The organism is Pseudoalteromonas sp. MTN2-4 (assembly GCF_042848605.1).
GTDB lineage: Bacteria > Pseudomonadota > Gammaproteobacteria > Enterobacterales > Alteromonadaceae > Pseudoalteromonas.
This window is the reverse complement of the sequence record NZ_BTGK01000006.1, coordinates 44,016-69,987: the sequence shown is the minus strand read 5'-3', so window position 1 is coordinate 69,987 and position 25,972 is coordinate 44,016. Positions and strand designations below refer to the sequence as shown.

Genomic DNA, 25,972 nt, shown 5'->3' with positions numbered 1-25,972 from the left:
AATATAAAATCGCTGCTACCAAACTGTTTTAATCTTGTGTAGGTCGTCTTATGGCGACAAAGTATTTTTCATTTCGGTAGCACCGACTTTATGTCGGGTAATTTAAATCAACAAGATTTAAACATTTTGTTGCGCTAAAGCACAACCTACAGGAGCTTGGTTTTGTATTCTGTAGGCCACCATTTATACTGAAAAACTAACAAGCTTGCCCACACGCCCAACCACAGCTCCACGCATACTGGAAGTTGTAACCCCCTAGCCAACCAGTCACATCGGTTACTTCACCGATAAAGTACAAGCCTTTTTGCTTTTTCGATTCAAATGTTTTGGAGCTTAACTCATCGGTGTCTACACCACCTAAAGTCACCTCAGCTGTTCTGTAGCCTTCTGTGCCGTTAGGTTTGATCTGCCACTGGTGAATGTATTTTGCAATTTCATCAATTTCAGTGTGTGTTAATTGATTCAATGCTTTATCTGGAATAGCTTGTTCGTTGATCAGCACTTCAATGAAGCGCTTTGGCAAAATGTTAGACAAAGTATTCTTTAAAGACTTACTGCCTTGATCTTTACGCCATTGATGAATGGCTTCATCCAGTTGTAGTTCTGGCAATAAGTTAATAGTCACCGCTTGCCCTGCTCGCCAAAATGAAGAGATTTGCAAAATAGCTGGCCCAGATAAACCGCGGTGAGTAAATAAAATATTTTCTCTAAATTCAGTGCCGCATTCACTCGAGACCAAACATGGAATGCTCACGCCTGATAAACCATCAAACCGTGTTTTATCATGATCATGTAAGGTAAAAGGCACCAGTGCAGCCATTGTCGGCAACACCTTTAAATTAAATTGCTCTGCGATTTTATAACCAATCGGCGTAGCGCCTAATTTCGGCATAGTTAAGCCACCAGCAGCTACAACCAGCGACTCACAGGTAAAGACACTCTCAGAGGTAGTTACTTGATAACCGCCTTCAGCTAACCCAGAGACGCTTAATACTTCATTTCTGAGATGTAATTCAACACCCGCCCATTCACATTCGGTCATGAGAATATCAACGATATCTTGTGCGCTATTGTCGCAAAATAACTGGCCTAGCGTTTTATGATGGTAAGCAAGCCCATGACGGTCAACAAGTTCTATAAAGTCATGTTGTGTATAACGGCTTAAACAAGACTTAACGAAATGCGGATTACCACACAAATAATTTGCTGGGCTTGCGCCCTCGTTGGTAAAGTTGCAACGACCACCGCCGCTGATCAATATTTTACGGCCCGGTTTTTTGCCCATATCAACAACTGCAACACGTCTGCCTCGATAGCCAGCCTGAGCTGCACACATTAAACCTGCAGCACCTGCACCAATAATCACCACGTCGTATTGCAACATATTTTTCTCTGTTTTGCCGAAATCGAGGAGGATTATACCTTGATGGTGGGTCTTTTGTGCAAACAAGCATAAAATTAACACAAAATTACCACCCATTTACATATGTTTACATTACTAGTTAAAACTCTAAATCTTCATTTAAATTTAAAAAAACCTTAATAATCAGCACCTTTAAAAAATAAAAAGACGTTTATCCATCTACATATAACCATTGCACATACATTAATAACCAAACTTACCCTTCCAAAAAATTAACTTTTATTTTACTTTTCTTCCTCGCCGCAGTTTGGCGAAGAAAAACAACAAGTGACTATTGGGAAACTATTATGATAAGAAAAACACCATTTAAATTAGGCGCACTTAGCCTAGCAATGGCCTCTGCGATGGTAGCAGGTTCAGTTTCAGCTTTACCTTTTCAAGACCAAGTAAACACACCTACTGTTAACCAAACAGCGGCAAAACTAAAAAGCCAGTCAACGCTTGGCACTCAGTTCATCATCAAATATAAAGACAACATGCAACAGCAAATGATGATGTCAGCAGAGTTCGGAGAGTTTTCTCCATCAATGATGAATCAACGCGCTCAGTCTTTTGTTAAGAACTTTAAAAGTAAAAAAGCAAAAGTAACACCTCAGTACGTTCGTGCAATGGCGTTAAGCAACCACCACGTAATGCGTGTTAACAAAAAACTATCAGCGCTTGAAGCAAACGAATTAATGCAAGAAATTGCAGCATCTGGCAATGTTGAGTACATCGAAATTGACCAAATGCTAAAACCAACTGCGACTCCAAATGATCCACAGTACTCTGATCAGTGGCACTATTTTGAAAATACAGCGGGCATTAACGCACCAGCTGCATGGGATAGCGCAACTGGTGCTGGTGTAGTCGTTGCCGTACTTGATACAGGTTACCGCCCTCACGCAGATCTAAACGCTAACCTACTACCTGGTTATGACATGATCTCAAACACACTCGTTGCGAATGATGGTGGTGGTCGTGATTCAGACGCGAGCGATCCAGGTGATGCGATTTCTGCAAACGAGTGTGGATACACACACGGTGCACAAGGTTCAAGCTGGCACGGTACACACGTTGCGGGTACGGTTGCGGCTGTAGCAAACAACGGCGAAGGAGTTGTTGGTGTGGCTTATGACTCAAAAGTTGTGCCTGTACGTGTACTTGGTAAATGTGGTGGTTTAACGTCTGATATCGCTGACGGTATTATCTGGGCTGCAGGTGGCTCAGTGTCTGGTGTTCCTGCAAACCCTAACCCTGCTGACGTAATCAACATGAGTTTAGGTGGCAGCGGTGCTTGTAGTTCAACAACGCAAAACGCAATTAACCAAGCGCGTGCAAATGGTGCGGTAGTTGTTATTGCAGCTGGTAACGACAACGATAACTCAGCTAACTATAACCCAGGTAACTGTTCTGGCGTAGTTAACGTAGCTGCAGTAGGTCGTAACGGTGGTCGTGCTTACTACTCTAACTATGGTTCAAACATTGATGTAGCAGCACCAGGTGGCGCACAAAGCTTTGCAAATGACCCTGAAGGTGTTTTATCTACTTACAACTCAGGTTCAACAACACCAAGCTCTGACAGCTATGCATATTCTCAAGGTACATCAATGGCAGCACCTCATGTTGCAGGTGTAGCGGCACTAATCAAGCAAGCTAAACCTTCAGCGACGCCTGATGAGATTGAAACAATTCTTAAAAATACGACTAAGAGCTTCGGTGCGACTTGTAACAATTGTGGTACGGGTATTATCGATGCAGCTGCAGCAGTTGCTGAAGCATCAGGCGGTGTAGTTGAGCCACCAGTAGGTGACAATGTACTCGCTGATGGCGTTGCTAAAACAGGCCTTAGCGGTTCACAAGGCGGTCAAGACTTCTACACAATGGAAGTACCAGCAAACACAAGCAAAGTAACATTTACTATGAGCGGTGGCACAGGTGATGCTGACCTTTATGTTAAAGCAGGTAGCAAACCAACTACATCATCATACGATTGTCGTCCTTATAAAGGCGGTAACAACGAAGTATGTACTATCGATAACCCAGCAGCTGGCACGTATCACGTCATGCTTCAAGGTTACTCTGCATACACAGGCGTAAGCTTACAAGGTGATTTAACTGCTGGTTCTGTAGGTCCTCAACCTGGTGGTATCACTGAAACAAACCTTTCAGCAAGTCGTAGCAACTGGGTTCGTAAAACTGTTGAAATCCCTGCGGGCATGACAAGCTTCACTGTGACTATATCTGGTGGTTCTGGTGATGCTGACCTATATGTTAGACAAGGCAGCCAACCAACGACATCATCTTACGATTGTCGTCCGTACAAAAACGGTAATGCTGAAACTTGTACGTTCACAAACCCACAAGCAGGTACTTGGCACATTGGTTTACGTGCTTACAGAACTTTCTCTGGTGTGACACTAGACGCACAATATAAGTAATTTCTACCCTACTTATTAGGTCTCTTATAAAAAAGCCGAGCTCAGCTCGGCTTTTTTGTGTTTAGGTAACTAGCGTATATATACATAAGTTTGGTATGAATTTTAGCCACTATAAATATTTATGCTAATCCTCTAATTGAAATCATTTCGTTATACAGTAAGTTAACCTTCACAATATCAGAACCTCTGCGTTCAGATAACTAAATACATGTAAGTAAAACGGAAGCTTTGATTAAGAATTTGCTCTAAATTAGAAATGATTCACTCAGCTAATTAAAATTCTTACCTCAAAGTAGTTAAGTGTTTTCGAGGGTTTGTATTGCACACATTTACTAATTCAAAACAAAAATCAACTGTAGCAAATACACCAACTAAAGGAGCACTTATTTATAGCTTATTCTTATCTCTAATTGGTGAAAGCCTAAAGTGAAGTAAATTTTTGACAGATAAATATGTAGTCACCAAGATATATGGCCACTACATTATTTAATTTGAACGCGATTGGTCATTAATAATCAATGCCTGCATCTAAATAAATCTATGACTAAAAACACAGTGTAAGAACCTTTCATTTTAATCAAGTTTTAAAACCACACGCACTATTAAAAACAGCGAATAAGTGAGTAAAAAAGCAATGAAAGTTGTTTTAAGTACTTTTGGATGTGTTGTGGATTCACTCGCATGTGCAGGTACAACCCTTTGAATTAAGTTCTTGCCAAGAGCTGCGTCCTTTTCGATGTCCGCAAGGGCTTGTAAACTTTTATTAAGGATCTCATTCGCGATTTGAGACTCTTTTCTCGCCTGATTAAAACGCTTCAAAAGACTAGCAAAACTCTCAGTATCTTCTGTTTCAATGAGATTATTTCTTGTGCTGGTTATTCTTTTATCTAACTCTTTAACTTCAAGCCTTAAACTATTAGTTAAAGGACTATTGCCTGTACCATTTATCTCGTTCCTTTTTATTTGGTTTAGCAATTGCAGCCTTTCAGCTGACATAGTATCTATATCTCTATATATAGAAGCTAAATATAATTCAGGATCTTGAATTGAGCTTTCTAATTGAATTTGAGTCAAGACTTGAGTTGCTTCAATGACACCTAGCCTAGCCTCTTCAACAGCCATTACTGCACTCTCTATCTGAGACTCGAAAAGCTCTTTACTTAGTAAACTTGTTTGCTTATCAACTAAATTAATTATTGTATTGATATTTTTGATTGCTTGTTCTTTTTGATAATCAAAAACAGTAATTGTGATCAAGCCCGATTGTATGTCTATCGATGACTCAATAAAGCGCTTTAACTGTGCTGTTTCACTACTACCTAGCCAAGAGCGAATCCTCGTAATAGGATCAACTTCATCAGAAGAAAGCCTGTGCACTATATTACTTTCTTTGTCTAATGCTCTTAATAAGCTTGTTGAAGTTAAATAGGCATAAGATGAATAAACGTCAGGGTTTACAGTATTACCGAGCGCAGGAACACCTCCAAAACTAGATGAAGATTCAGATTGTTTTGAAGATACACTGATCACCGCTGTGGCACTATAAAGCGGCGTACTAATGAAACTTTGGTAAAATAAAACAAATAACGTAGGTATTAGTACAAGTACAGAGAAAAGCTTTATTTTTGATTGCTTGATTTTACGCTTGTGCTCTTCAAAACGAACGTCTTGAGCATTAACCTCATCCAAACTTGGAATTCTGCTTTGCACCTGTTGCGCCAACTTTTCTTCTTGCTCCTTTTGCTGCTTTTCTCTTTCCTCTTGCTTCTGCCGAATACGTTCTTGCTTTTGCGCTTCAGCCTCTAGCTTTCTTTGTTCAGCTGCTTGTTCTCTTTCTTCTTGCTTGAGGCGAATTCGTTCTTGCTTTTGCGCTTCAGCCTCTAGCTTTCTTTGCTCAGCTGCTTTTTCTCTTTCTTCTTGCTTGAGGCGAATGCGCTCCTGCTTTTGTTCTTCAGCAACTCTCTGCCTCTCAGCTTTCCAAGCTGCGATCCTTTCTTCTTCACTTTGAGTGTGTTCTTGGTTATCTTTTTTATCTGTCATAGCTTTAATTTTTCTTTGGCCACTGCTTTGAAATAGCTTCAGCCATTTCAGCACTCTCACATTCAATGAGTTTTGTGTTTTTGAGAATAAAAAAACGATTACAGTGAGTTTGCAGTTGTTTACTGTTTTTACTAAAAAATATCAAACCACTGTCACTTAATTGCTGTTCTAAAGCCGCTTCGCAAATAGGTAAAAGCTCCCTGCCACCAACAGTCAGCTTTTCATCTGCAATATACCAGTTATATTTTACAGCCAATGAGACACTGTAACCGAGTAATGCTTTTTGTTGCGGTGTAAGCCCTTTCAGAGGCTTATTTTGAAAACCTTGGAGTTGGGCGAAAGTATTCACCCATAAAAGAACAGTTTCTAAATCTCGATTTAATATTTCACACAATAATACTAAGTTATCGTAAACGCTAAGTTCACGGTGAAAAAATGAAGTATCACCTAATATCCAAGAGACACTATCATTGCAATGCACAAAGCCTGAGCTGGGTGTTAGAAAGCCATTTAAAAGTCTAGCTAGTGTCGTTTTACCTTGACCTGACTCAGCATAAATCCCTACCCTATCACCACTAAAAAACCGAGTGTTTATCTCATTGAGCACAGGTTTTGAGCCACGATATGCAAAGCATACATTATCAAGCATAATCATAAGTGTCGATTTGCCTTTTTCTCTTCAATCCATGCTTCTACATAAATCGTAGCTATTATTGAAAATAAAATAGTAGAAACTGGAATGATCAGATTACTGACAGGCGACGTGTAACCGAGGAAATACCCTTCTCTTAAACTCTCAATTATATGAACGAGCGGGTTGTAACTTAGCATAGTTTGAATGCTTGATGGTACTTGGCTTACGGTGTAAAAAATTGCAGATATCCAAAATAATGGACGTAAAATAATAGGTACGCTTCTTGAGAAAGTATCGCTGACCTGACCAATTGAGGCAAATAAAGCGCCAATGCTAACCCCTAATGCCCAAGCAACCGTTAACGCAACACAAACGGTAAACAGATTACCAGGAAAAGGGACCGAAAAGAATAAACTCACACCACCAAAAATAAAAATAGCTAACATGATACTTGTTAACCATTCTAGTATTGCAGTAGCAAGCAAACATTGTGCTTTAGTAACTTCAGGTAACAAAGGGAGTAAGCGGTTTACTTTGATACTCCTCATCATAGATGTTATCCCCTGCCTAAAAATGGCATAAGGTAATATCCCTGTAGCGACAAATAATGCGGGCTCAGTCATAATTGGCAAAGGACTTTTTAAAACATAAAAGACCAATGCAACAAGCCCAATCCAAAATAACGGTGGAAGATAAGCCCACAAAACCCCCAAAGGGCCTCCTGCGAACCTTATATCACTCTCACGCTTCATGAGCGCAATTAAGCGCTCATGATTAACAAAAAAAGTATCTTGGACTATATTCTTTGACATAGAGTAGTTTATCCTAGTGTTAAATTGACTCAGAAAGCTTTTACATAAAGCGCTCCTGAGTAATTTAACTAACTTAAGAAATGCTACCTTTAGTCAATAACTCGTAGTTACTGTGTAAGACACGATTCACTTCATGACGAACAGAAGAACATTCACGAGCTTGTGTTGCAATCGTTTTTAGGCTGATGTCACAACTTAAGGCGTTCTTTAGCACTTCAAAAACATGATCTTTACACGGATCTATGTTGTCATTTAACAAATAGCCCGTCACCCCATCCTCAATTAACTCAGGCACGCCACCAGCAGGAGTCGCCAACACAGGTGTTCCTGATATTTGAGACTCAATAATCGCATTTGGTAGGCCTTCCATTTTCGCTAAATGCATTAGCAAATCAGCTTTACTTAACCAGAATGGTACATGCTCAGACACACCTGCTTGGAAGATTCTATTTTCCATGCCAAGTTCTTTGATATAGCTTTTTACTTGCTGTTCTAACTTGCCTCGACCAACGATAATAAACCTTGTTAAAGGATGTTCAGCTACATACTTAGCGGCTACATCAACCCAGAATAAAGGACGTTTATTATCATCATATCTATACACACCGATTACCGTATGTGTACAGTCAGGTGACGCTTTTTCAATTCTATCCCATGTTTCCTGTTCAGACTCAGGTGGAGATAAAGGCTTAACAGTAAAGTCATCTAGCGCATTCGGAATAATGGTAAAGCGTTCGATATCAAACTTAAGCCAATCTGTATATGTTTTCGCTGCTAAAAGACTATTTGCCGTGAAAGCTACACCTCTGATATTTGGTAGCTCAGGGAATAGTTGTTTCATTTCGGCTCTAAGTAACTCAGGGCGAAGAATAGGCGCCATCCCTCTAAAGTTACAAATAATTCTAGGCACACCTGCTAATAATGCCGCAACAACACCTATTAAAACAGCACTGTCTTGCCATGCATAAATGACATCCGTTTTTTCTTCAGCTAACACCGCAGCTAAACAAAGAATAGATTTGCCTAAATTTGGTTCAACCGTTTTCCAAATTTTCAATACTTCTTTGTCATCAGTAAAACGTGAAATGTCGGGCGTTTCATGATCGTTTAATTGATACACAGGTACTTGTGCATCAGTTAGAACAGGTAAGAAGAAGTCGCTCTTTAGTTTAGGCGTTGCATGTCTAACACATACGTATGGTAGAATTTTGCCGTTAAAATGTTCTCTTTTTCTAAACTCAGCCGCGATACGCGTTAACTGCCTTTCCGCACCACCACTGCCTAACTGACCTGTGAAGAAACACACTTTTTCTTGTTTAGAAGACTTATCAAATGCCTTAACTGGCTTTGACTGAAGAATACGTGCGATGTCGCGCAGCGCTGCAGGATCAACTTTAATAAGTTCACTGCTGTTTTCTTGGTTTTCTTCAGCATCTTGAAGTAGTTTTTGCATTGACGGTGATAATTTCTCGGTTTGGCGGCCTTCACTAGCAACGTTAAGCATGTCTTTATATCTTGCTTGCTTGTGCAGCACTATCATGTATCGGTTTCTGATCTTCTGATCTTCTTTATGCTGCTTTAAGTACTTTAAAGCTAGCTCATCAATATTTGCCCAAAGTTGAAGCTCTACCAGTCCTAGAATCATGTTATTTGCATGAACAGAATTGCTTTGGTTCTCTGGATTTGCCTGATAAAGTTGTTGAAGGCCTGTATCTATCTCTTTTAAGCGTCGATACCATCGCATCGCCAGTCGACATATCGCGATATTTAATGGGAAACGCTCAAAAGCCTTAAACCAAAGCACTTCTAACCCAGACTCTCTCGTTTTTTCAGCAACCAGCAAAAGATTGGCACAGTCTTCAGCGGAAAGAACTACATGACTGTAGTTGACAAGAAAATCAGATAACCAAGCTTTAGACTCTTCTGGGTTAAGTGTCTGTTTAGCTGTTTGAGCTAGTTTGTCAGACAAAGACTTGTCTACGCCTTCAGGTTGAAGTTGAGAGGCATCGATATATTTAAAAAGTATTTCTAAGTCCATGTGTATTACTGACCCATGTTGCTTTGACAGCGTTCTAGCTGCTGATGATAATTAGGATTGGCTGGATATTTTACAGTTAAAGCAGCCCAATAAGGAATAGCCAAAGCGAAGTATTTTTGCTTTGTCCAGTTTCTCGCTAACACCAATAAAACTTTCTCTATATTTCCGAAACGCTTATGTACATCTTCAGCAAAAGAACATATATCAAAAGGTGAGAAATCTTCTGATTTTTCCATGTCGATGAGTTTTTTCACAGATACTCGTTCAAGCTGTTTATAGAACTTTTCAGCTTTATCTTTTAGTGAGTGTTCTTTTTCAATAATGTTCAGAAGCGCATACTTTTCATCTAAGTCTTCTGTATTCCTAAACGAGATTGTCGCCTTTTGAGGTATTCTACTTAAATTTACTCTCGCTTCATTTAGCAAGTTTTCTGAGTCTGGCTCATTCAACTCTATCACTCGTTCTGCTGCTCTATATGCTGTAACAAACTGCTCACACTTAACGGCACTACGCATTGCAAAAACATTAGCAAGTAAATGTTCAGGTCTTAGCTGTAAGGCACTGCTAACGACCTCTAAAGACTCCTCAAAACGATTATCATTGAAAAGCGTTCTTGCTGTTAAGAACGGTAATTCAAATAAGTCATCTTGATTACCAATCTGCTGATATAAACTTAACAGCTCATCTGTTGAGCCTTGTTTATAAAGCGCTCGAGTCTTTGTCAGTATATCTTTTACAAAACTTTTATGTGTAAGCACACCTTCACGCAAATTAGTGAAAGCTTTATTAAAGCTACTGATAGCCTGGTTTTTCAGTTTTAGGTTTTCTGATGATGCTATTTTCTCAAGCCAATCCGACGCCGCTGTTGCAAGCTCAATATCGATTCGACCTAAGGAAGTTAAGTTACCTACAGCCGGGATCTCTTTGTAACTTAAAAACTGAGTCGCTAAGCTAAATCTATTTTCATTGATGAAAGTAGAAATATACAAATTAGTGTCTAGCTGATGATTATCAAAGATCATTAGCCACTCTTCATCGTTGAGCTCATCAAAAATAGACGGTGCCAGCTCTAGGAGCTTCGTTGGAGAAACGTAAGGAACCATTAATTTAATAGCATGAATCTCAATGGTCTTATCGTCAGAGTTCGAAGCCAATGCCGCATCAACAAGTAAAGATGCAAGATCGCCACAATTTGGGTGCCTAATATATAACTCGACCAATAATGAAAAGTGCGAGCCAACTGCTTCTTTTTCAGCAGCTAAATTAATAAGCTTTAACTCTAATTCACTTGATATTATTTCTTCTTGCTTTGACAAAAGCTCAAACATTCTAAGCGCTTCATCCGCTGAACCATAAGCAAGAGCAGCATCGAAGTAGCTTCGGATCGCGGTCATATCATCAGGATATTCTTGAACAGCGTTTTTAAGTGTATCTAGAGCAAGTTCTGCTTGTTGGCACTCTTCATAAGCCTGTGCTTTCATCTGATACAGCTCAGAACTAGATGAAGTCAGAGGCAGTTTATTTAACTGCTCAACAACATAACTCTGTTCATTATTTTTTATCAAGGCTCTAAAGTAAGCGACAGCCTTAGATTTGAAGTCTTCAATGTCAGAAGATGCTAGAATGTCAAAGAGTTGCGCTTTAATGTATTCATCGAACCAATCTTTAACTAAAAGTTGACCAAACTCTTCTGTGTAATGAGCTAGGGAGTCACTGTGATCTTCTATCGCTACTTCTTGTCCTACTTCTAACATTTTATTGGTAGGATCATACACATAAGCACCAAGCTCATTTGCCAATTTCTTTACGGTTTCAATAAGCGTATTACGGCTTGCAATTACTTCACCATTGGGTTTTCTTGCATTTACATGAGTGATAAACACAACTCTTGGTAAAAGCTCAATAAGCGTTTTGATGTCTTCTCTAATTTCATCTTCGGTCATTAAGCTCAGTCTGATAGCCCTAAGAGTCTGCTGCTCAGCTTTTTGTTCGTCGGTTTCGTCCCAATGCTCAGCAAGAAAGTCATCAACCACTTTCTGATCAGAATTAGAGACAACTTTCCAATATGCCTTACTACGCTCTTTATCACTAAAGAAAGCTTTGAACTCATTAGATAAGTAATTAAGCTGAATGCAATCATCACCAAGAGTCAGCTTTTTTAAAGAAGATATTTCAATAACGTATAAATCTGAGTCGGTATAAGGCGAAGAGATCAATTCTTCTGAGTCTCGACCTCGCGCTATTAATGGCCATGCTTGAGGTTGAGGTTCGTAGAGGCCCAGCATAAACCTAGCCTGTTGAACAGCTTCAGCCGAAGTGTGTGTAAAACCGTAACTGCGACTCTTACAAACTGTAAAACCATAAGTTTCTTGAGTAATTCTGAGGGGGGTGTTGATTCGGCAAGAGCCTATCGGTGATATATTAAACATTTTTCTATCCTGTTTTATCTAACTCATGGCCTCTAGTTAAATGAGTTGATAAATTTAAAAAACGGTCCAAGCAGTTCACATACTGTCGACGGAACATAATACAATATAGGCATAGCTATAGTTGTTAATGTTTGTACTCTTATTGTAAAAAAGCCCTTTTATAAGAGCACAAACTGGCTTTATTAATTACTTATTGAAGTATGAATACTTGTCTTATATAAGTATTGGGCTAAAGTTTAACTTACTTATCAAGGTTTACCCAAAACCCCCCCGTAGCACGTAAGTTGTCATAACGATTAACGAAGAAATGACAAAGTCGCTTTTCAAACTCTTTACACCACCTCTGAGTATACTCTTCTACACTTTCACCCTCATTTGGTGATGGTAGTTCATATAGTTCAGATGAAATCTTATTATTCTTCCATACCAGAGTAGGGAAAAAGCTAGGGATACGCTTTTTCCAAGCCGCTCTAGGTATAAAGTCCGAAACCGACACTTTTTGACCTAAAAGATCTAACTCAACTTTATTACTTGCAACGTGACCATCTATTGCAATTGACACAATTTTATTTTGATTTAAAGCGCGCATTACATCGCGCGATATACGCGCTACGTTTTTATTTGCGGTGCTAATATGGTGACCAGCAAATCTGTCATCGCCAAGATCAGGAACCGACGCCAGCCAAACCCCAGGTAAGTTAGCCAAATGTAGTAATATCGGACCACTAAAAAGTAAGCCAATATGTGCAGTTGCAATAAAAGCACCATTACCGGCTTCTAAGCGTTCTGAAAGCTGCTGTATTACAGTGTCATAGTTCTCAATAAATGGGGCTATTTCAGAGACTTTGTGCGGATTACACTCCATCCAATCTAATAAGAAGTGATCTAACTCGTTAGTAAAATCAAGCTGCTTTTCGAGTTCAACAGCTTCAATACCCTGAATACCGGAGCTTGCCAGCGTCTTAGATATAAAGTCTTTACGAGATTGTGGAATTTTACTACTAAAGCTGCCAGTGCGTATTTTATCTATGCCTTCTTTAAAAGTATTAGGTAAAGAAGCAGCTCTTTGCTCAAGCCAATTTTTGTAAAAAGTTTGAGCTTTTTCTGTGTGACCAGCCTCAAGTAAAACAGAGGTATATTGTCTAAATATAGCGCTAGTCGCATCACCCTTGATTATTACTTCAAAAATTGTAATGGCATCTTCATAACGTTGATTTGCCTGAAACTCTCGAGCAATACTTAAAAGAAGCGCAGCGTTCATATCTTCTAGAGTAATATTACCTATAATGTCACTTAAGATATCTAGGTTGTTTCTCGCTAGCTGATTACGAAGTACTAAATCAAAGACTCTGATATCATTACTAAAGAATGAAGCGTCGTTTGAGTCATAAAGCTCATCTAATACGCGACTTTGGTTATCTTGTTTGAATAAAGACCTAGCAACCTCAAACTTTAAATTACCGTTAAGCTTACTATATGGCATTATTGTCAGAAGAGACTGTAGAGTATCTGATTGCAATTCATTGTCTGTTATCTGTCTCACAGCGACAGCCATCTCATTAGACTCTGAATCGATCAGGCTTAGATCTTCACATAAACGCGTCAACATAAATGAAGCAAAATGATTTGCCATATCTATTTGCACTAGTCGACTCGTAACTAACAATGCTAAGTAGCAGCTGCTATTTGGTAAATTACTGTCATTTAGTAGCGGCTCAACAACTGTAAGGCTTTCCTGACTCGGCTGCTTTGATAGTCTCTTTAGTACAGCATTTAGCAAGGCATAATCAGTGCCATCAACACACTCTTTTAAATATGCACTCATCTTCTCAATGATAAGATCGTTTGTATCCACTTTAATTGATAGCAATACTCGATCTTTCAATAGCATGGTAGAACTTGGCATTGACTCTAAAAGTACATTATTAACTTTTCCAGCTAAGTGAAAGTTCTCTTGTTTTAACAACGGCAGGAACGTGCCATTTCTCAAAGCCATAATAAATTCAGGTTTCTGCTTTATTGTAAGCTCAACTTGTTGAAGCATTTCTTCAGGCTTTAAGGCTAGCAAAGCGCCTTCTAAAATTTCGTTTTTATTTAGCATCGCATGTTTATCCATTTATATTAAGCTAACAGCTACTTTCCTGTAATAACTCTATTACCTGAGGTGATAGGAGAAATTATTAAATTAAGAAAACGATGAAATTCACTAGCTGCAGCTGGAGCAATGTAGAGCATATCACGATCATTAATAGGCATTAAATTCGCAATAAACATTGCCTCAGGGTCATTCAAATTCAAGTGGTAAATTGTAGGTTGTCCATATTTCTGGAAACGCGAGTTATCTTCTTCTGAAAGCGCAATAGGTTGTTTTTCAAAACGAAACAAGTACACATTTTCAACACTCGCCTTGTTATCGTTTAAACCGCCTGATTCAGCTATCGCATCACTCAGAAAATATGACTCTTTGTCTATTTTGATTCTGCTCTGTTGATTCACTGAACCGAAAACAGTAAATGTCTTTGTATTTGCTTTTACTACAATGTTGTCTTTCGGTGCTAGAAGCACATTATTACTTGGTTGATGAATTATATCGCTCAAACTAAGGCTGTTACTCTTTCCATTTCTTATTAGATACACTTCTGTATCGAAAGCCTTATTAGTTGACCCCTGCGCTAATGCAATCGCGTCAAGAAGCCTAATACCATGAGGTGGGTAAGGTAATTTGATTGGTGCGTTTACATCACCAGTTACAAGGATTGAATTAGCTTCAGGTGAAACCCTATTTACAGATACCTGTGGCTTTACTGTTAAACCCTCAAGTTTCTCAACCAATAGCTTTTGCAATTGAATCAAACTTAGGTTTTCTACTTCTATATAACCAACAAACGGTAAAAATATTTGCCCATGAGCATTAATATCAACTTCTAAGAGAGAGTAGTTTTCATCCCCTTTTGCATAAATACCAGGAGAGGCTGCTTCCCATATTTTTATTTCTAATCGCTCACCTTTAACTAAAGGGTAATCAAAAGAGGCAGGGGCTGGGTCTAAAACAAGCGTACTTTTATTTGTAGCGTTAGACTTCAACTGAAGCGCGTCAACCATAGTTACTTCAACATATTTTATTGAAGACGATGTTGAATCCTTTAGTTCAGCAATGGCTGATTTTGATGGTCCATTCGCTGGCATCGACGAACAGCCTGATAAAAATAAAACAAGTATTAGAGCGATACCACTGAAAAGGTTTTTATTTGATACTTGGAAGTTAAAAATCGATAAACCTGTGTGATCCATTATGCCCTCATTCACGTTAAACGAAATGCTTCGTAAGTGTAATTTAACTTGAAAATAAACTGCTTTTAAAAGAGTAAAAACAAACTTTTTACGCAGGAAAATTAAAGAAAATATGCATAATTTCGATACAAAACCCCAAAGTTAGGGTTTGAAGTTTCAATTCTATGACTTAATTTTTTGATGCAAAGGTTTTTCTTTGTTCTGCTTTTAATTAGGTAACGTTTATTAAAAGCTGGTAGCGGATTTTATGCTCAACGATACATTATTTCAAGGGAATTGATATCTTCTTATCTTTTCTTCCACTATCGATAAGTTAATTTCATTCATTTCGAATGAACTAGGCATTTTTAACTGTTTAAGGTATGTACTTACAAACATAGCCCATAATTCTAATCTCATTCTTGAGAATATTTAGTTACTTTTAGAAAGAATATTACAGCTGTTAAATGACAAACATGTCATCTGCTTAAGTATTTACTAGCGTACATTCACAAGATTGTTATTTTTGACTTAGGGTTAGTACATAAGCATTCGACAACTTGTCACATGGTATTGAGACCATGTGACAAACATAAAAGGTGGTATATATCACTTTTAAATAAGGAGCATGTGTAATTTAGCCCAATAAACCCTATCTTCTAAAGGCTTTTTAAAAACTTAGTGAACTCAGGGCCTAGCGTTTCGTCACGCATCGCATATTCAACAATGGCTTTTAGGTAACCCATTTTGTCGCCACAATCATGAACTCGACCGCTCATGTGGAATGCTTCTACAACCTCTTGAGCCATAAGCATATCGATGGCATCGGTTAGTTGAATTTCACCTCCCGCACCAATTGGTGTTTTCTTCAGAAGTGGCCATATACTTTTTGACAACACATAACGCCCTACCACTGCAAGATTTGAAGGCGCATCTTCAATCGCAGGCTTTTCAACCATCGTTTTAATTGGCGCACTTTCTCCTGGATTCAACTCTGCGCCATTGATATCAGCAATACCATATTTACTCACATCTTCTTGTGCTACAGGTTCAAGCATGATCTGGCTAGCACGTGACTCATTAAAACGAGCTATCATCGCTGCCAGGTTTTCTGAACTTTGATCTGCAGTGTACTCGTCTAAGATCACATCTGGCAGTACGACAACAAAGTCATCATCTCCAACGATGGGGCGCGCGCACATAATCGCATGACCAAGTCCTTTAGCTTCGCCTTGGCGTACACTCATAATAGTGACATCGGCAGGGCAAATACCGCGAACTTCATCTAAAAGGGTTCTTTTAACTCGCTTTTCTAACGTGACTTCAAGTTCAAAGCTTGTGTCGAAGTGGTTTTCTACTGCATTTTTAGATGAGTGAGTTACTAGCACTATTTCTTTGATCCCAGCATTTATACATTCGCTAACGATAAACTGTATTAGCGGCTTATCTATTATAGGCAGCATTTCTTTGGGAATAGCCTTCGTAGCCGGAAGCATGCGAGTGCCAAGCCCCGCCACTGGAATAACCGCTTTCATAAAAAACCTACTTTATATTTAAAATCTGTTAGTTACATTTATATTAGCTATGTTTCTTAAAAAAGAAAATGACATAACTATTTTGGAATTACAGTCAAGGTATTTGGTAGCAGCTTCTCAAATTCACCTTTTAAGGTCGACTTAGATTTATCATCTCCATGAACTAGTTTAATAACTCTCGGCGGGTGCCGCATCTTACTTGCAAATCTTAACAAGCCATTTTGATCAGCATGGGCTGAGTAGCCGCTGATAGTATGGATCCCAGCATTGATATCTACACGTTGGTTATTAATAGCTACATAACCCCCTCTCGGACCATATTTCTGAATGTCTCTCCCTAAAGTGCCTTTAGCTTGATAACCCACAAATAAAACATCGGCTTTGGGGTCAGGTAAGAATGCTTCTAGGTAATTCACTATTCGCCCGCCATTACACATACCGCCAGCGGCAATTACAATCGCAGGTTTATTTCGCGTTTTTAGATAATTCACCACTGCAACATGCTCTTTGTGGCTACCTATTGTGACGACACTAGAAAAGTCCAAAGGGTGGCGACCTTGTTTTACGCGGCGTTTTGCTTCGGCATCCCACAGGTCTTTAAATTCAAGATAAAATTCAGTGAAGTTGGCCGCCATAGGTGAGTCGATAATTACCTCAATACTCTGCCACACTGACTTTTTAGGTGCACTATGCATAATTTGTTCAAGTTCATAGAGTAGCTCTTGGGTTCGACCAATACTAAAAGCTGGTATAAGCACAACACCGTTATCGCTAACCGCTTTCTCAATCACTTGTTTTAGATTTTTAGTTCGCTGCTCTCTGGCAACATGGTTTTTATCACCATAAGTCGATTCAAGTACGAGCACATCGGCTTTATAGGGCGGTTTAGGCGTTGGTAAAAGAGGCGTATGAGGCGCCCCTAAATCACCAGAAAAAACAATACGTTTAGGCTTTTTGTATTGTTCATGCCATTGCACTATATCGATTTCAACATACGCAGAACCCAAGATATGCCCTGCACGCTTAAACCGTATTTTAGCCTCAGAACCACAGCTTAAATTAATTTCGTGCCATTGATTAAACTCGATGGGAACTAATAGTGATTTTAACAACTTAAGACAAGCATTAATTAACGCAGACTCTCGTGTAACACCAACTTTAAGTGCATCCTCAATCACAAGTGGCAGTAGCTTGGCCGTTGCTGTCGTGCAATAAATAGGTTTGGAAAACCCTGCGGCTAACAAGTAAGGAATACGACCAACATGATCAATGTGACAATGAGTGATGATAAGAGCAGAAACGGTTTTGATATCAAATTCGATATTTAAAGATTGTCGGGATTCTTCTCCTTGGAACAAGCCGCAATCAATAAGCAAGCTAGATAGCTCGCTTATAACGAGCTCATGACAAGAACCTGTTACGCCTTGTGTTGCACCATGGTGTTTTATAATTATTTCGCCATCTCCGTTTGGCATAATATGCTCCTTTTTCAAACAGGAACAACAATATCTGAGTTACAGATTTGGGTAAAGTGAAGAAAACGATGGTTGATGGAGAAGTAAATTTAATAATAACTCAATAACCCGACATATAGTACGTTGTGCTTTAGCGCAGCAAAGTTTTTTATTTTTCGCCGTAAACGACGACCTACACAACAACTAAACCAATTGGCTGTAGGTTGCGCTTTAGCGCAACAAAGGTTTTAAATTGCCACCATAAATAAAGAACTACTAATCACAGACCAACCAATTTTAGAAATGCCTTGAGAGATACACTCACTTTGTTCCTTCAGCTTAAAGTTTTTTTGCTCTTTTTTAATCACACCCAAAAATATCTCTTGTATACACTTTATGTTCAACATCTCTAAGCTCTTCAACCATTCGATTTGATAAGATCACATCACTTTTTAGTTTTAGCTCTTCAAGTGAAGAAATAACTTTTGAATTATAAAAACTATCGGCTTCTAAACTAGGCTCATAGATAATCACTTCAACTCCCTCAGCCTTTATACGCTTCATTATCCCCTGTATTGCAGAAGCCCTAAAATTATCGGAGCCTGTTTTCATAACGAGTCTATATATTCCAACGGTACTCGGTTTAAATTTTAAGACGCTTTCAGCTACAAAGTCTTTGCGGGTGCGGTTTGCATCTACAATCGCCTTAATCATGTTGTTAGGTACTATTTCATAGTTTGCCAATAGCTGTTTAGTATCTTTAGGTAAACAATAACCACCGTAACCGAATGAAGGGTTATTATAATGGTCTCCAATTCTGGGGTCTAAACCCACGCCTTCAATAATCTCCTTTGAGCATAAACCAAAAGACTCAGCATAACTATCAAGCTCATTAAAGTAAGCGACTCGCATTGCAAGATAAGTATTTGAAAATAATTTAATAGCCTCTGCCTCAGTTGACGGTAATAGAAGCAATGGCACATCATCTTTTAATGCAGCTTGTTGTAACAATGAAGCAAACTTTTCTGCTCGTTCAGACTTCTCACCAACAATGATCCTTGAAGGGTACAAATTATCGAAAAGCGCTCTGCCTTCTCTTAAGAACTCAGGTGAAAAAATAATGTTGCCCCAACACTTTTCAGCCTTCATACGCTCAGTAAAACCCACTGGCACAGTAGATTTAATTATAACAATAGCATTTGGGTTTAAAGACTTAACGTCATCAATAACCGCTTCCACTGAAGCTGTATTAAAGAAGTTACTTTCAGGATCATAGTCTGTAGGTGTTGCAACAACGACATACTCTGCACCGGCCAAAGCCTCAAGCTTATTCGTTGTAGCTACGAATTGAATTTCATTATTAGATAAGACCTGCTCAATATCTTTGTCTGAGAATGGCGCTATTCTTTGCTTGAGCTTTTCTACTCTCACCTCATCTATATCTAACGCTATAACCTGATTATGTTTTGCAAGCAAAAGCGTATTAGATAGCCCGACATAACCTGTACCAACTACTGTTATTTTTGCCATACAAAGTCCTTGGACATTACACTGATAATATAAGTATAGGAAATGTCATGGTTTCATCTAGTTATATAAAAATTAAAATTTGTAGCTTTATAAGATGGAAATAAAACGCCTGTAGGTTGTGCTTTAGCGCAACAAATTTTTTAAGTTGGTGTTATAAACTAAATGCACGACATAAACTCAGTGCTCGCGTATGTTTCATCACACTGCCGCCATAAATAACGGCCTACAAAGCTACAAATTGAGTACTCTGTAGTAGCTTGTTAAGGTTACTCATTTACATTGCGCAAAAATAATCTTGCTTCGCAACGTATATTTTGCACAAAAAAGCGCGCTTCACAAACATGAACCGCGCCTTATACTAAGCTCGTTGGCTAGCAAACGTCACGCTCGCTAACTCGCAACTTATAACTTTTAGAATCTTACTTATAAGTCAAATAAGCTTCTCTTAATCTTGCTAAATTCGCATACACATAACTACTAGAGTTACGACCTTGGTTCAAGAATGTACGTTCCATATTAATACGCGTATACATTTTCGAAGCTTGGCCTCTCACCAACGCATTATGCGACTCACCTACACGAGTTGTTACCCCATGACGCCACGCTTCATTGCCTTTAATTTGCCCATATGGTGTAACAGACATGTCTTTACGTGGACTCAAAGGAATACTAAACGCAATACCTACTTGTTGCGAAGCTGTATCGGCCGCATAAATCGCAATATAGCTATCACCAAACCAGAAACGACTTTCTACTTTTACACCTTCATCAAGTGCCCAGAACTTACCCATACTGGCATGTAAAGTGATATCTTGCTCTGACCAATTAAATTGATACTCTAATAAGTGATAATCACGAGAAACCTCATAATCTTGATACTCAAATTTAGCGATATTCGCACTTAATTGGTGACGACCACCAGAACTTAGCCAAGTGGTTTCGTTAATAAAACCATAGTAGTCAAAATAGTCTCTGAACATACCAACTTGAGTTAAGTTATAGATATTAAATGGTAGCTCAACAGCCTGATAAAACACAGCTTGATTAAGACCACCTTTTAATCTACGGCCTTCAAATGTATCACCTTTTTCAAAGTCTTCAGTATCAGCAACCACTTTTTGCATGGTCACATTTACGCCCGCACCTTTCCATAGCGGTACTTCAACATCAGCACGAAGCGCGAGTGAAAAGTCATATACTCCCAGTTCAGTAGCATAAGTTGCAGCTAATGCAGGAGAGAAAGTAACTCGAGGTAAAAAGTACGGACTCTGCTCTGCGGTATTGCCCACCCACATCATGTCTGATGGTGTAGAAACACTGCCTTGGCGAACATCAAGATCTGGGCTTACCCCTTCAGCAATAAACTGACGATAATTATCAACAGAACCTTGAATATTCAATAAACCAATATCGCTTTTTTCTAACTGAATTAAGAAGCGCGCATGTTCTTTGGTAATAAACTCACCGATTCGACCCATCACAAGGCCCAATGCATCTAAATCATTACGATTAAATACTCTGTTCTCGAACTTAACTACCACACTTGGTGTTTCGTTAAACCCAATACTGATGTTTTCAAAGCCATCTTCTATTAAAGCGAGTTTTAAACGGTGTACTTGACTGCTCAAAGAAGCGTTTTGTTTACTCTTAACCTGAGCGCTATAAGCTTCCGATTTATCTGACTTCTTAGTAATTACTGTCTTTTTAAGCTCTGGCTCTCTTTGGTTAACTACGATTGGTTTAGATAAATCTGAAGGCCCTGAGTTTTTCGCTACAAGAATAGTAGGCGCAGGTTTAATCTCTTTATAATTATTGCGTGCTTGGCTAGATAGCGGCATGGTGAAGTTAATACCATAATATGTGCTGTCATTTTCTGAGTAATTGGTATTACTATAAAAACGGCTCGTAAAAGTTAATTCACCTAAATCGAATAACCACTCTTTTGGAACTGTTAAACGCGCTGCAGCATTAACCGCTTCAGCGTCATGCTCAACTTGTAATGCAAACCAATCTACTGGCATCCATTCAATACCACCGAATGGGCCATTCATATCCTCAATTATACTATCACTACTTCCAGCACCAACTGTTATACTAAAATCTCCTAATCTTTTGGAAGCAGTTAAATAATGTGTATTGTAGTAGTTTTTTGCCCCTCCTATATCCTTAGAGCCAATAGCTAGAAAAAACCAGTCATCTGGTATAAAAGGAATTTGATATTTAGCATTAAAAGATAAATCTCTTATTTGACCAAAGCCATCACCAAAGCCGTTGTCATGAATAGTATTAGATGCAATGAGACCACTCATTTCAAAGCCATCAAACAAGCCAACTGAAAACACGAAATTATGACCATCCATGTAGTTAGTGCCACGAAGATCAAGTTGGTTGTTGTAACCTATGTCTACACTACCTGTACTTAGTATACTAGCATTAGGTACATTAATCAGGCCTGTGTAACCAGCGAAAGACTGATATTGTTTAGCTTCACTAGCCAATAAGTTAGCACTCGACGTGGCTAAGAAAATGAAAATTAACGAGTTTAGTGTCGGCATTATTTTTCCTAATGTAACATTAAATTACTTAGCAAAGTAAATCTAAAATAACTATTCTTACAAGCGTTCTAGCGTTTTTTAAATCAAGATTTTAAAGCATCAAGACTTTAGTACGTTTGGTAAAATACTTATTTCTTAAATGTTCTCACTTTTATCAATTCAATAACCAAATTCCTTGGAAGTTGGTGGTATAGAAACGGTCTGAATTAAAGCACTTTACCAACACTCGGGCAAACTAACAAAAGTTATATACCATTCAAGTAATCTATTAAATTGATAATGCAAAAGGTTGCTTTTTAAAATTGAAGTAATTAATTGAAAACCAAAAAGGCAAGCTACTTATATGATTTAGCTATTTCCTAAGATTTTCAAAAACTAATTAACGTCTTTATAAAGAAGATTTGAGCAAAAAAAGGTCCTATCACAAAACGATATAATTAGCGAGACAAAGAATAAATTTCAAAATACTATCTTATTTACACTGCCTAGTTCACTAACTTCTATCAAAGTCAACTCTTTTAGCACTACTATCAAGACTATCTGCCGACTTATATATAGGTCTTAAAATATTTTCATAATTTAATAAAGCATATAAATACAAAGCAAAAACTATAGAAAACCCATAGAACATAATAAACTCAGGGACAGAAAATAACTCTCCCAAAATACCAATGCTTGCAAAAATAGTAGCCACGGTGCAAATAAATAGTAATGTTTGGGTGGAGCTAAAGCCCAATCGTTGGCATACATGGTGTAAATGCTCTCTGTCTGGTTTAAATGGCGATTTACCCTGTTTTATACGACGAATCATGATCGCAGTCATATCCATCAACGGAACCGCGATAAGCCATAATGCAGTAACTGGTCTGATCAAAGGGGTGCCATGGGTTTGACTTGCACCTATTAAAAGCCATATTACAGTAAATCCAATCAGCATACTCCCAGCATCCCCCATAAAAACTTTACGCTCTCTGCCGACTAATCCCAGATTCATTAAAATATATGGGAACATACAAACTACCAACAAAAGGCACAGATAACTTAAACTATTCTCATTGACCGCAAATAATAACAACCCGATCGAACTAAAAGTCACAACAGACAAACCACCAAGTAGCCCATCAATACCATCAACCATGTTAAAAGCATTTATACAACCAATAACAGCGATAACTGTGATTACCCACCCAAAATAACTATTGTTAAAACTAACAACACCGAATCCAAAAATATTACCTAAAGTGAACAATTCCGCTTTCGCAAATACTATCATTGAAACTGAAACTAATGCTTGAACTAGCATTCTGATCTTGACGCTTAAATCAAAACGGTCATCTAAAGCACCGATAGCAGTCAAGGTAGCTATAGAAATCATATATAGGTTAGAGTGCATTATCATATTTGGGTGGGAGTAAATATAATGTATGATTATAACGCATATTGATACTCCACCTATCAATGGAATATTGCCTGTGTGCTCTTTTCTACCAGAGGGTTTATCTACTAAGTCAATATGGCGAGCTACTTTCCTCATCAAGAATAAAACTGCGAAAGACATAAGGAAAGTAAAAAAAAGATCTAAAAACATGGTTTCCATTATCCAAACTAAATTCAACTACCTGTAAAGAATTAAATTTAGAAAAACATTGTTAAATTTAAGATTCTCACGAGCGAGTACGTACAAATCTAAACTACTAGCAGCAACAAAAATAAACTATACGCTTATCAAAAGTACACTAAGTTAAAGAAAGATTCAAACAATGTGTAATACAAAATAATCTAAATATGCTAGAAACAAATGCCAATTGAATTGAGTCAAAAAGGTTGAAAGTACAAAGCACATAGCCACAAACTATTGGCTTTTATAACTTCTTCCTAAAAGCAAGCCATATAAACTTCAAAAGCTTAGCCTGCCTTGTGAACCTACTTGGTTCCTTTAATAACCTGTATAGCCACTCAAGTCCTAACTGACACCAAAAATTAGGAGCGCGATCAGCTACTCCCACAAAGACATTATAAGTACCACCAACCCCCATCATAAATGAACACAATCCAGCACTTCTGCATTTACTCATAAATAACTCCTGTCGCGGCGACCCCATAGCAACAGTTAAAATATCCGGCTTATGTAATAATATCTCTTTTATTATTTCGTCATCATTTTTAAAATAGCCATCAGAAAAACCAACCACATTGACTCCGTAATCTTTTTCCAACTTTATTTTAGTTTTATTAACAACCTCATAATCTGCCCCCAAAAGGTACACTGAGCGGGCACGGCTTCCAGCATCAACCATTAAAGCTTCCCACAACTCACATCCAGGTATCCGTTTTAATTTTTTTCTTAATTTAGACTCAGCAATTTTAACTGCCCCTATTCCATCTAAATAACGAATATCTGCATCTAATAAAACCTCCCTAACATTCTCAGAATTTAAAGATGCAAGTATTTTCTCTGGGTTAATGGCAACAGCAATTTTCCCCTGCCCATATTTTGCTATATATTGTACAGCCTCATCCATTGTTTCAAAACAATTTACAGGAATATCTGATATCTTAGTGTGATGCATTCTACCCTCAAGGAATACTAGTAAAGCTAAAGCAGCCTTACCTCTCGATTAATAACATATTGTTTTATGACAACAGTTTCTCATATATTGAAGTATGAACAGCCATATTCGATTCCCAAGTCCGATTTTCAGCAATATACGCTCTAGCCAAAGAAAGCTTTTCTATAAGTGCATCATAACTACTTACATTCAAAACATATTCAACAGCCGTCACAATACTGTCAGAGTCTCTAGGCTTAACAACAATGGCATGATTATCTCCTCCAATGATTTCCATGTACCCTTGAACATCACTGCATATGAGAACTTTATTCAAGGCAATCGCTTCAAGAGGTTTTAAAGGGGTAACTAACTGGGCAACCAACTCATCGTTTCTGCAATTAATTATACAATCTAATTCATCATAACATCTATGAACCTCTGAGGGAGGTATCTGGCCATGGAAAACCGTCGGAGACTTCACTTTGAGTGCATGGTCTTTTAACTCATCAAGCTTTGAGCCACCACCATAAATATGGAATTGAATATCTGGGTGTGCTTTTTTTAATTGGGCAAATGCATCAATCGCATAATTCAAGCCTTCCAGTTCAATTACACTACCAACATATCCGAAACGTTTAAACTCTGAAGAAAGTTTAGGTTCCGCCAAAACACTGTCTTCACGAATAGCATTACGTACTATATAAATATCTTCCCTAATATCACTGAATTCAGACTTTATTCCATCACTAATTGCAATTACAGAGTTGCTAAAACGTATAGCAAAATGCTCCGCTTTTATAGCTAATTTCTTTAAAAGTGAACTTTGCTGAGAGTTTGAATTGGCATACCATATGCTGCGAACCTCATAAACTGTAGGAATTTTTAACAGTTTCCCAACTATTATCGCTGATATAGCACAATAGAACATCGCATGAGCATGCAAAACATCAGGTTTTTCAACTAAACAAAAGCGCCAAAGCTTATATACGAAATAAGGAAATGCAATAACCTTTTTTATTTTTTCCCAAATAGTTGATTTTCCACCTACAGACAACCCTGAAAAACAGAAAGTTCTATAGTGCTTGACACCATTTAGCATCTCGCAACCAACGGTTTTAGCTAAGTCCTCTGGGGGTTGGCAAGGTGATGAGATAACTAATGGTTCAAACCCATGGGCTTTCTGAGCTTCTAATATATGATTGGTTCTCGTACTTGAACCAGAAATGTTCGGGAAACATTGATACACTACATGAGCTATTTTCATAAATAATATACTTTGA

16 protein-coding genes are annotated in these 25,972 nt (G+C 38.2%); 1 reads left to right on the top strand and 15 read right to left on the bottom strand.

What is annotated here, in order from left to right; all coding sequences use genetic code 11:
- Positions 1 to 196: 196 nt before the first annotated feature.
- Positions 197 to 1,384, bottom strand: coding sequence for an NAD(P)/FAD-dependent oxidoreductase (locus ACGHEH_RS14705; RefSeq protein ID WP_390446617.1), 1,188 nt, complete (start codon positions 1,382 to 1,384; stop codon positions 197 to 199).
- A 326-nt stretch (positions 1,385 to 1,710) separates the two neighbouring features.
- Between ACGHEH_RS14705 and ACGHEH_RS14700 the strand changes: the two genes are divergently transcribed.
- Positions 1,711 to 3,843, top strand: coding sequence for a S8 family peptidase (locus ACGHEH_RS14700; RefSeq protein WP_390446614.1), 2,133 nt, complete (start codon positions 1,711 to 1,713; stop codon positions 3,841 to 3,843).
- Between the two features lie 573 nt (positions 3,844 to 4,416).
- On the opposite strand, the gene ACGHEH_RS14695 is transcribed toward ACGHEH_RS14700, so the two are convergent.
- From ACGHEH_RS14695 to ACGHEH_RS14630, 14 genes are all read right to left on the bottom strand, one after another.
- A complete protein-coding gene (locus ACGHEH_RS14695; protein ID WP_390446611.1) occupies positions 4,417 to 5,883 on the bottom strand; it encodes a Wzz/FepE/Etk N-terminal domain-containing protein in 1,467 nt (488 codons plus the stop codon).
- A 4-nt stretch (positions 5,884 to 5,887) separates the two neighbouring features.
- Positions 5,888 to 6,538, bottom strand: coding sequence for an ATP-binding cassette domain-containing protein (locus ACGHEH_RS14690; RefSeq protein WP_390446608.1), 651 nt, complete (start codon positions 6,536 to 6,538; stop codon positions 5,888 to 5,890).
- Complete coding sequence (locus ACGHEH_RS14685) at positions 6,535 to 7,329, bottom strand: ABC transporter permease (RefSeq protein WP_390446605.1); 795 nt, start codon at positions 7,327 to 7,329, stop codon at positions 6,535 to 6,537. The genes ACGHEH_RS14690 and ACGHEH_RS14685 overlap by 4 nt, the downstream gene beginning before the upstream one ends.
- Before the next feature lie 73 nt (positions 7,330 to 7,402).
- Positions 7,403 to 9,367: a glycosyltransferase gene (locus ACGHEH_RS14680; protein ID WP_390446602.1), complete on the bottom strand. Its 1,965-nt coding sequence runs from the start codon at positions 9,365 to 9,367 to the stop codon at positions 7,403 to 7,405.
- 5 nt (positions 9,368 to 9,372) lie between these two features.
- Positions 9,373 to 11,796 carry a hypothetical protein gene (locus ACGHEH_RS14675; RefSeq protein ID WP_390446599.1) on the bottom strand — a complete coding sequence of 808 codons (2,424 nt, stop codon included), beginning with the start codon at positions 11,794 to 11,796 and terminating at the stop codon, positions 9,373 to 9,375.
- Positions 11,797 to 12,037: 241 nt separating this feature from the next.
- Entirely contained in the window at positions 12,038 to 13,897 is a 1,860-nt protein-coding gene (locus ACGHEH_RS14670) for a hypothetical protein (protein ID WP_390446597.1), read from the bottom strand.
- A 32-nt stretch (positions 13,898 to 13,929) separates the two neighbouring features.
- Entirely contained in the window at positions 13,930 to 15,087 is a 1,158-nt protein-coding gene (locus tag ACGHEH_RS14665; protein WP_390446595.1) for a polysaccharide biosynthesis/export family protein, read from the bottom strand.
- Positions 15,088 to 15,725: 638 nt separating this feature from the next.
- Positions 15,726 to 16,601 carry a UTP--glucose-1-phosphate uridylyltransferase GalU gene (gene galU / locus ACGHEH_RS14660; RefSeq protein WP_390446593.1) on the bottom strand — a complete coding sequence of 292 codons (876 nt, stop codon included), beginning with the start codon at positions 16,599 to 16,601 and terminating at the stop codon, positions 15,726 to 15,728.
- Between the two features lie 77 nt (positions 16,602 to 16,678).
- A complete protein-coding gene (locus ACGHEH_RS14655; RefSeq protein WP_390446968.1) occupies positions 16,679 to 18,055 on the bottom strand; it encodes an MBL fold metallo-hydrolase RNA specificity domain-containing protein in 1,377 nt (458 codons plus the stop codon).
- Positions 18,056 to 18,415: 360 nt separating this feature from the next.
- Positions 18,416 to 19,585, bottom strand: a complete 1,170-nt coding sequence (locus ACGHEH_RS14650) for a nucleotide sugar dehydrogenase (RefSeq protein ID WP_390446591.1) — start codon at positions 19,583 to 19,585, stop codon at positions 18,416 to 18,418.
- 419 nt (positions 19,586 to 20,004) lie between these two features.
- Positions 20,005 to 22,140, bottom strand: coding sequence for a YjbH domain-containing protein (locus tag ACGHEH_RS14645; protein WP_390446589.1), 2,136 nt, complete (start codon positions 22,138 to 22,140; stop codon positions 20,005 to 20,007).
- 493 nt (positions 22,141 to 22,633) lie between these two features.
- Complete coding sequence (gene wecA / locus ACGHEH_RS14640) at positions 22,634 to 23,737, bottom strand: UDP-N-acetylglucosamine--undecaprenyl-phosphate N-acetylglucosaminephosphotransferase (protein WP_390446587.1); 1,104 nt, start codon at positions 23,735 to 23,737, stop codon at positions 22,634 to 22,636.
- A 265-nt stretch (positions 23,738 to 24,002) separates the two neighbouring features.
- On the bottom strand, positions 24,003 to 24,710 hold the full coding sequence (locus ACGHEH_RS14635; RefSeq protein ID WP_390446585.1) for a WecB/TagA/CpsF family glycosyltransferase: 708 nt from the start codon (positions 24,708 to 24,710) through the stop codon (positions 24,003 to 24,005).
- A 64-nt stretch (positions 24,711 to 24,774) separates the two neighbouring features.
- On the bottom strand, positions 24,775 to 25,956 hold the full coding sequence (locus ACGHEH_RS14630; RefSeq protein WP_390446583.1) for a glycosyltransferase family 4 protein: 1,182 nt from the start codon (positions 25,954 to 25,956) through the stop codon (positions 24,775 to 24,777).
- Positions 25,957 to 25,972: the final 16 nt, after the last annotated feature.